The following is a 9,083-nucleotide window of genomic DNA, read 5'->3' on the forward strand; positions in this document are numbered from 1 at the left end:
CTAATGAAAAATGACATAAAGTTCAAGGATGCTTATGTACCCCGGGATGTAAGTTGGATGTATTTTAATCATCGTATCCTCCAGGAAGCTGAGAAAGAATATGTCCCTCTCCTGGAACGACTTTCTTTTCTGGGTATCTACTCCAATAACCTTGATGAATTTTTCCGCGTCAGAGTGGCTGCATTGAGCCGTCTGATGGATGACAGGGAGTTGAGTAAGTCGATGCGTGAGACGATCAAGCATAGTCTGAGGACAATAAATCAACTCAACAAGTCGCATTCCCAGGAATATACGGAATGTACGAAACGGGTATTTAAAGAACTTGAAACGCATAAGATACGCCTGGTTGATGAGAATCAATTGAATGACGAGCAAAAGAAATTCTTGACGGATTTCTTTTATCAGAAACTGAATGGAAGTATTAACCCTATCTGGATCTCACAGATTCCTAATCTGACTTCCCTGGAGGATAATCGTATTTATCTGCTGGTTGAGCGTACGGAAGTGGAATCCGGGAAGGTCCGTTATGTCGTCGTGAAAGTCCCTGACCGATATTATGGGCGTTGGGTTCATATTCCTTCCAGTGAAGGCTTTGATAATATCATGTACCTGGATGATGTGGTCAGATATTGTCTGCCCCTGGTGTTCATCGGTCTGAAAGAGAGTGTCTACCATGCCTATTCCTTTAAGTTTACTAAGGATGCGGAAATGGAGATGGATAACTATTCCGATTACGGTATGATGGAAAAGATTGCTGCCGGCGTCAATTCCCGCAAGAAGGGAGAGGCCGTACGCGTGATCTATGATCAGAATATGCCCAGAAACATGATCAAGGAAATCCGGAAGCGACTGGATATGAAAGAACTGGACACATCTCTTGCCGGTGGCCGCTATCAGAATCATAAGGATTTGATGTCTTTCCCGGATTGCGGGCATACCGAACTGAAATATAAAAAATGGCCTCAGATCATGAAGCCTGAATTTCTCTCGCGGAGATCTATCTTGGATCTGATCCGCTTAAAGGACAGGTTTATACATGTTCCTTATCATAGTTTTGATGGCTATATCCGGGTCCTTCAGGAAGCGGCCATCAAACCGGAAGTTAAGGGGATTAAGACTACCCTTTATCGCTTGGCCAAAGACTCAAAGGTGGTTAAGGCGCTGATTAATGCAGCACATAACGGCAAGAAAGTCACGGTAGTGATTGAACTCCTGGCGCGCTTCGACGAGGAGAGCAATATCAAGTGGAGTAAACGAATGCAGGAAGAAGGGGTAAATGTCATTTTTGGAGTAGAAGGGTTGAAAATACATTCTAAACTCCTTCTCATTGAATCTAAAAAAGGTAATATAGCCTGTGTCGGAACAGGTAATTTCCATGAAAATAATGCAAAGGTGTATACGGACTATTTCATGATGACGGCACGTCCGGGGATCGTCAATGATGTCGCTCGTGTCTTTGAATTCATTAAACGTCCATTCTCCCAGGTTCGTTTTCATGATCTGCTGGTCTCTCCCAATGCGATGAAAAGCCGTATCCTCCGCATGATGGATACGGAAATCAGGAATGCCCAGGCGGGTAAAGAGGCTTGGATAAAAATTAAAATCAATCATGTCACGGACCATGATATGGTGAAAAAACTCTATCAGGCTTCGGATGCGGGGGTGAAGATCGGACTATTGATACGGGGAAACTGTTCTTTGGTCCCCGGTATTCCAGGGTGCAGCTCTAATATTCATGCCGTGGGGATTATTGATCGCTATCTGGAGCATTCTCGTATCCTGATCTTTTGTAATGGGGGTAAAAATCGTTATTATCTCGGGAGTGCAGACTGGATGCCGCGTAATCTGATCAGCCGCATAGAAGTAATGGCTCCTGTTTATGATGAAGATCTGAAGAGGGACTTGCTCCGGACGGTGGACTATGGCCTGAAGGATACGACGAACGGAAGGATAGTGAATGGTACGGGCACGAATGAGATACAACCGGTAAGAGAGGGGGATCAGCCTTTCCGTTCACAATATGAATTGTTTAAAGCATACCATCAAGAAACTGACCTGTAATTGTAGGTCTAAAACAGATAATGATGAAAAAATCGGCATTTAATCTTGCAGCCATAGATATAGGCTCTAATGGAGCCCGTCTTCTTATCAAACGTTTTGACGAGAGTGCACAGATAGAAGAAGAGCGTGACAAAAGAATCATGTTCATCCGCGTCCCCTTGCGTTTAGGCAAGGACGTGTTCTCTCTTGGCAGAATATCCAAGGAGCGGGAATACATGATGATTCACATGCTGAGGGGTTTCAAGGAATTCATGAAATTGAATGATGTGAAAACTTATCGGGCTTGTGCAACTTCTGCTATGAGAGATGCGGAAAATGGAAAGAAGATACTGAAAAGGATTGGCAAGAAGACGGGAATCTGCCTGGAAATTATTCCTGGTGTGGAGGAAGCTCGTCTGCTCTGTAATGATCTGATGGAGGTCGCTGCTTTGCGCTCTTCAGGTCAGTTGGACGAGACAAATGCTTCTGAAGCAGGTAATTTCGTCTATATGGATGTGGGTGGGGGCAGTACGGAGGTCTCTCTTATTCATGACGGCTCACTCGTTGACAGCCATTCTTTCAATATCGGTACCTTGCGCTTGCTTGGAGGAAAGGTGACAAAAGCGGAAAAAATGAACTTTGAGACGGAAATGAAAAATATTGCATCAAGGTTTCCTGATATTTGTATCCTCGGTTCGGGAGGTAATATTAACAAACTCTATAAGTTGATTAAACCTAAAAAGGATCATTGTGAGTTGCCTGTGTCTGATCTTAAACAGATGTATGACACCTTAAAGACCATGAGCATTGAGGAGCGAATCCATACTTTTCAACTTAAAGATGACCGGGCTGATGTGATTGTTCCGGCTGCTGAAATATTCTTGAAGGCTAGTGAATGCCTGCATAGTGAGTCCATCTTGGTGCCGAATATCTCTTTGGCAGATTCCATCATAGATGGGTTGTATCGAAATTATCTGAGAAGTGATCCTGACTGAAGGATCGCTTCTTGTCTTTTCTCTTTCTTGTACGGACCAGGCTAAGATTGTGAATCTCGTGTATTTCGTAGCCTCTTATCCTTATTTTCTGAAAAACACAACTTTTTCCTTTTTTCTTTTTAACTTTTTATTCTTTCCTTCATCTATTAAGTAAGTGGATGATAAGAAAGACTTGCAAGGTCATCGTAAAATTTCAGTTTGTATGGAGGTACCCCAAAATAGTGAGCAACTGTTGAGAATGCTTTCTTCTGAAGATCAGAGGGAACTGGGCTTTCGGATGTTGATGCAGGAATATGGGCATCGCTTGTACTTGTACATTCGCCGGATCGTAGTGGATCACGATGATGCGGAAGATGCCTTGCAAGAGACTTGTATTCAAGTGTATCGTAAAATTGATCAGCTTCAAGATAAGGATCAGTTGGTGCCTTGGATTTATAAGATTGCTACCCGGGAATCATTGAATATCCTCAGGCATCATACAGGGCTGTTCCGGAGCATTGACGATATGGGAGGGGTGCTGGAAAGGAAACTTACGGCGGAGTGCTCTCTGGATGCAGATGCTGCAGAACTGCTTTTGCAGCAGGCTTTGCTAAAGTTGCCTACCCAGCAGCGTCTCATATTTTGCATGAGATATTATGATGATTTGAGTTATGAGGAGATTGCTTTGATTACAGGGAAACGGATAGGTACTTTGAAAACCAATTACTCTTACGCTGTCAATAAGGTTAAGTCTTATCTAAAAGCACATGAATTATGAAAGAAATAAAGAATTCACGTAAATCAGATGTCTTCCGGGAGAAGGATGATTATATTGACCATTTGGTAGACCGGGCAGTCGATAAAGCGATAGAAGACCGGAAGCGGCACCTTATCTTCGTCAGGAAGCGGAAGGTGATGCTGCTGGCAGCTGCTACAGTGCTGTTGTTCTTTTCTTTGGGAGCCGGGTATTTTTTCCGGCAGACTCATGACCTTCCTCAACCGCATCCGGCAAGCTCGCCTTCGCCGAATGTGATCGCCCAGGCTTCCACACCTTCACCTTCAACGGATAGGGGAGTTGATGCAAAGGGGAAGCCGAAGGCAGCAAATATGCGGCATCGTCCGGAGCGATGCCCTGATAAAGTCCATCGTTCCGTTCCATGGGGATCCCGTCCTTCAGCCCGTCCCCGCTCAGAGGATGCATTTGATGAAGTCCTTAATTCAATTGATGATCAGGATATGAAGTATATTGATGATTATGAAGTGGAAGATATTCCGGAATATTAAATTATAAATTCAATGACTCGCTGTGAATAACAGCATAAAAAACAAAAACAATGAAAAGGTTATTATTATCATTTGTCTTGGTCCTTTCGGTCCTCTCCTTGTCTGCACAAGACAATAGGACTGACAGCATTAGGGAAAAGGTCTTTGAGAGTAAAGTCAATGAGATGGTCACACGCCTCAAACTGACGGATGAGCAGAGGACTGCCTTTGTGCCGATCTATAAATCCTATAATGAGGATATGAGAGCCGTGATGGGGAAGAGAAAGAAGTGGTCTAAACCTACCAGTAGTAAAGAGGCAGCTGAGTTGATTAAGAATCATCTGGAACGCCAGAAGAAAGCTATTGATGTACGTGAAAAATACATTGATAAGTTGTCTACAGTGCTGGATGCTGGTCAGTTAAGCCGGTTCCTGAGAGTGGAGAATCGTATTCAGTTTCAGATCAGCCAACGTAAATATCATAAGTTCCATAATGGAAAAGGGAGAATGAAAAATGGTCAGATGGAGATGAAAAAATGGTAAAAGGTTGTAGGGATATTAAACCGTTCTGAAGATTATTTTTTGTGTGGACGCCCGGAGGGATTCTTCCGGTCGTTTCTTGTCGGTGGCCTTATGTTCAACGGGACTTATGTAACCTTTGTTCATGGAATGTTTTATTGTTATGATTTCCTAAAACACTACAATTTTAGTTTCTAAGCAGTAAGTTCTGAAAATAAATGTTTAACTTTGAAAACGATCAGTTAAAATAAAGCTGATTACCACGAATTTTAATTCAAAAACACAGAATATGAGAAAAAGCACATCTGTTTTAATGTTATTATTTGCCATCATTCTTATGATGACAAGTTGTTCAAGTAATCCTTTGAAGTCACAGACAAAGAGCATCAGTTCGCAATTGCCATTGAAGTTTGCTGACTGGGCTTCCGTCACGGAGGCCAACTTTGATAAATCCGATAATGCTGTCAATTTGGTCCTGGATATTAAGGATAATGGTCGGATCAACATGGATTTGATCAATCAGGAGAAGGGGGATCTGGCCACAGGCATGGCCTTGTTCTTTTATGGCCCGAAAGGAAGTTTGCAATCTATGGCTTCGTCTTTAGTCAGTAATAAGGGTGCCCTCTCTTTTACCTTCCGGGATGCAAAATCTAAAAAGACCGTAACGACGATTGTGTCTGCAGATCAGGTGACACGGCTCCTGGGTAGTGGACAAGTTCCTCCTCTGGACGAACTGAAAGGTAAAGTGTCTATTGGTAATTTGACGGCACCAAATGATTTCGATGACTTTAATAAATTAGGGCAAATGAAGGTTACCCGGGATAATCTGGAGGTGACTCTGCTGGTTAGTCCTAAGGCCTTTCGGGCTGATCTGGATCCAAAAGCGTTGAAAAATTATATCGCTCAAGATGTGCTGGTGGATATTGATCTGAAACAGTTCACGGCATTGGCAGCTAAAGCGGGAATAGGAGCCATTTTCGATTATACGAATGCAAGTACGGGGAAAAAGTTGACGACAGGTTTTTCAAAGGATGAACTTTTGGAGAATGAAGGGCGGTAAGACGGTCCTGGGGGTATAAAGAACGGATGCGGAAGGGGCAGGGGGAGTCATCGTCGGATCACGATCTCCTTCTTAAAGCCTCTTGCGTCCAATAAAACAAACTGATATTCCTTTCCGTTTTGGAATTTACAACTCAGGAAATCTTGATAGCCGGTTAATTCTTTCCCATCAATACTTATTATCCTGTCCCCTTGTCGCATACCTGCCTTATAGGCATCACTCTTATTCCAGATTAGGGCGACTTGAGGCCGGTCTTCGACATCAATAAAGGCTACTCCAAACTGTTTGTTGCTGACATTCACACTATCGGTGTGGTTATAGGGCTGGAAGGTTATGGTCTTTCTTTTAGGATTAATAATAATATTTCCGTAGTTGAAAATTTGTGCTCCGATCCTGGAATTCCCTTGCGTCGTAATCGTATGGACATTCTTGAAAGAATAATCTGTCCATTTTAACCGGTTGAGATTGAGAAAGACTACTTCAGCAGGCTTCTCAACGCTGTTTGTTCCAACAGTAAAGTTACCGGTAGCCCGACCTTCTACTTGAGTATTTACTTGCTTGCTCTTGTAGGCATGCTGGAGGAAACTTGTATGATTGATCTGATATAACTGCTTTGCACCACTGTCAAAGAGGGCTTGGTCTACATGGCGGATAAAGGGACTGACTAAAACATAGGGGACAAACCATTTCAGTTTGTATTCAAGTGCGAATCCTGGTTCATGATCAAAATATCCTTTAATGTCACTAACAATCAGGATTTTATCTTTAACGTCTATTTTTGCACTGATACCTTTATTAAAGAGATCAAAACCGATTATGCCATCATAATCGTTTGTCGTGAAGGGCGAAGGCTTGACTACGGAGGCTACATATCCTGAAATATTCAATTTACCCATCATAAAAGGAGCGATTTGCACTGCTTTGATCGTGTCGGAGATGTTGTTGGCATCATGAGAGATGACACTCCCGAGGTCTTGAATGATGGGTATTTGACGGTTCTCGTATAGCATCCCTTGACTTGAGCCTGTATCAAGATTGAACCGATGGGACTGACCGTGAATCAGAACGGGTATGTAAATCTGATCGTCTTGGTATTCTATAGGAATGGTATCCACAAAATTCTTCTGTGATAAGGTGAGGTTTGTTTGATAGTGGTGCATTGACTGGGCAAATGCTCCTGAGATGATGCTTGATAAAAAAAGTATAATGTATATCTTCTTCATACAATTGAATTTTCTGATGCTGGTTATGCGTGATGATACGGTGCAAATTTATGAAAAAGTGTCGTGTTTTCCAGTTCTTTTAAAATTTATTTGTTATATTTGTTTCCAAAATGGATGGTGGGGCACTGCCCGAAAGATCGGATAGCTCTTTTCTGCCCCGTCATTCAAATCTGTCGGTGAAGTCCTTTCTTGACCGAAGGGAATGTGTATACGGCAGGCAGTGAGGGTAATCTTTATTTCTGCTTTATGAAAACTGAATTTGAAAAAATGCGAAGCGAGGAATCTTATAATTTTAAAGATCCTGAAATTCTTTCAAGCTTAAACCATAGTAAAAGAGTTTGTCAAATGTTGAATCAAATGACCCTTATTACACCTGGCTATAGGGAAACTCTTGAAAAAGTGATTCCGGATATTCCTGATGATTCTAAAGTGTGTCCTCCTTTTCATTGTGATCATGGAAATGGCATTAAAATAGGACATAATGTATTTGTTAACTATAATTGTTGTTTCCTTGATGGCGCATTTATTTATTTAGGGGATAATGTAAGGATAGGCCCCATGTGCCAACTCTATACAATTTCACATCCCCTTGATCCGATATTACGAAGAAGTACTGTTGAGATAGGCTATCCTATTTCAATCTGTGAAGATACATGGCTTGGCGGAGGGGTCATCGTCTGTCCGGGAGTCACAATTGGCAAACGATGTATTATCGGGGCAGGCTCTGTCGTCGTACATGATATTCCTGATGATTGTATGGCTGCAGGTAATCCGGCAATAATTAAAAAACGATTGAATAACCGGTAAGCCTGAAGGCTTTTTCTCTTGATAATTAAAAGGGACTATTGATAATATAAAAAAGAATAAAATTAACCTTTAATATGATCGACATATTCTTTTTTTTATTATCTTTGAGAGTGAAGAATAAGAGTATTTTTCCTGTTTCTATGGAGGTCATTTCAAGCAATAAGGTCGCTTGATTTTTCCGATAGTGAAATAGATGCAGTACTCAATACCATTATATTAAAGCTTAGAAGGGTAACTGTAATTCAATATTTCAAGAACCTTTAAAGATTTTTTATCATGAAGAGCAAGAAGAGTGAGATGATAGAGCAGATCTTTGTAGACTATACACGTACGGATATAGATAGGGATGGTTCTGAAAACGGCGAAAGGGAGGAACACAAGATCAGTGCAGATATTTGGTATGGGTAAAAGTATATATGACTATTAAATGTAAGAATCATTTGTTGGACCTGCTTCTAATTTTTGATGGTTGATGAAATGAAACTTGTTTTATATGACGGGGTAATTCCAAGAAAATGTGCCCCGTCTTATGATTTAGAATAGACATTCCTGTTTCTTTCGCTGCTTTTAAGAGGTGATTAAAAGGATCAGGTCGGACGGGTTAAAATGAAATGGCTGATTGAGTGTAGTATTGAAGGGAGACTTATTTATTTCGAAGACGCTCTTTTTTTTCTGAAATCATACTTTTATTTGCTCTGTTTGCTATGTAGTTGGTATTGTGTAAAATACATTTCTTTTTCCCGGTTTTATTTTGTCAATAAAGGAGAAATACGTATTATTTATTTTAATTTTTTCCTAAAAAGATTTGGCGGTTACGTATAAAAGCACTACCTTTGCAACCGCTTTCGGATAAAAACCGGGGGCGGAGAAAAAAGAAAGAGTTCTTTGAAAAGATTTCCATAAAACAGACAGGCAGTAACAAGAAAGAGCGGAGGCTGCATCATATATAATATGTATGGCTGTGGCCTCCGGGTAAAGAGAGAAGAGAAGAACCGGCAATTCCCTGTCGCGGGCTTATCCCGCGGCAGGCAGGAATAAACGGAGAGGCACCCTGGACAGAATACAAATGTCCCCCGTGTCCTGTAAGGGATGCGGAGGAGAACCATTATACAATGGAGAGTTTGATCCTGGCTCAGGATGAACGCTAGCTACAGGCTTAACACATGCAAGTCGAGGGGAAACGGGCGCCAAGCTTGCT

General features: G+C 41.7%; 10 protein-coding genes. 8 read left to right on the forward strand and 2 right to left on the reverse strand.

The genetic code is table 11. The features are described from left to right. Positions 1-3 precede the first annotated feature (3 nt). From ACYRYG_RS04080 to ACYRYG_RS04105, 6 genes are all read left to right on the forward strand, one after another. Positions 4-2,061: an RNA degradosome polyphosphate kinase gene (locus tag ACYRYG_RS04080; protein ID WP_460197713.1), complete on the forward strand. Its 2,058-nt coding sequence runs from the start codon at positions 4-6 to the stop codon at positions 2,059-2,061. A gap of 23 nt (positions 2,062-2,084) precedes the next feature. Further along, positions 2,085-3,035, forward strand: a complete 951-nt coding sequence (locus tag ACYRYG_RS04085; RefSeq protein ID WP_293424753.1) for a Ppx/GppA phosphatase family protein — start codon at positions 2,085-2,087, stop codon at positions 3,033-3,035. A gap of 202 nt (positions 3,036-3,237) precedes the next feature. Continuing rightward, on the forward strand, positions 3,238-3,792 hold the full coding sequence (locus ACYRYG_RS04090) for a sigma-70 family RNA polymerase sigma factor (protein ID WP_293421935.1): 555 nt from the start codon (positions 3,238-3,240) through the stop codon (positions 3,790-3,792). Further along, entirely contained in the window at positions 3,789-4,298 is a 510-nt protein-coding gene (locus ACYRYG_RS04095) for a hypothetical protein (protein WP_460197715.1), read from the forward strand. Before ACYRYG_RS04090 ends, ACYRYG_RS04095 begins: the two co-directional genes overlap by 4 nt. Before the next feature lie 50 nt (positions 4,299-4,348). Then, positions 4,349-4,819, forward strand: coding sequence for a Spy/CpxP family protein refolding chaperone (locus ACYRYG_RS04100; protein WP_293421941.1), 471 nt, complete (start codon positions 4,349-4,351; stop codon positions 4,817-4,819). 265 nt (positions 4,820-5,084) lie between these two features. Next, positions 5,085-5,855, forward strand: a complete 771-nt coding sequence (locus tag ACYRYG_RS04105; protein WP_460197716.1) for a hypothetical protein — start codon at positions 5,085-5,087, stop codon at positions 5,853-5,855. 47 nt (positions 5,856-5,902) lie between these two features. Here ACYRYG_RS04105 and ACYRYG_RS04110 read toward each other — a convergent pair whose 3' ends face one another. Further along, positions 5,903-7,078, reverse strand: coding sequence for an aspartyl protease (locus tag ACYRYG_RS04110; RefSeq protein ID WP_460197717.1), 1,176 nt, complete (start codon positions 7,076-7,078; stop codon positions 5,903-5,905). 246 nt (positions 7,079-7,324) lie between these two features. Here ACYRYG_RS04110 and ACYRYG_RS04115 point away from each other — a divergent pair, with 246 nt between their 5' ends. Beyond that, entirely contained in the window at positions 7,325-7,885 is a 561-nt protein-coding gene (locus tag ACYRYG_RS04115; RefSeq protein ID WP_293421951.1) for a sugar O-acetyltransferase, read from the forward strand. Positions 7,886-8,161: 276 nt separating this feature from the next. Beyond that, positions 8,162-8,293 (forward strand): hypothetical protein, encoded by a 132-nt coding sequence (locus ACYRYG_RS04120; protein WP_293421954.1) that lies wholly within the window; start codon positions 8,162-8,164, stop codon positions 8,291-8,293. 606 nt (positions 8,294-8,899) lie between these two features. Here ACYRYG_RS04120 and ACYRYG_RS04125 read toward each other — a convergent pair. Further along, positions 8,900-9,083, reverse strand: a 184-nt coding sequence (locus tag ACYRYG_RS04125) for a hypothetical protein (RefSeq protein ID WP_460197718.1), incomplete at its 5' end; no start/stop codon positions are given.

This window comes from Segatella asaccharophila, assembly GCF_054687055.1.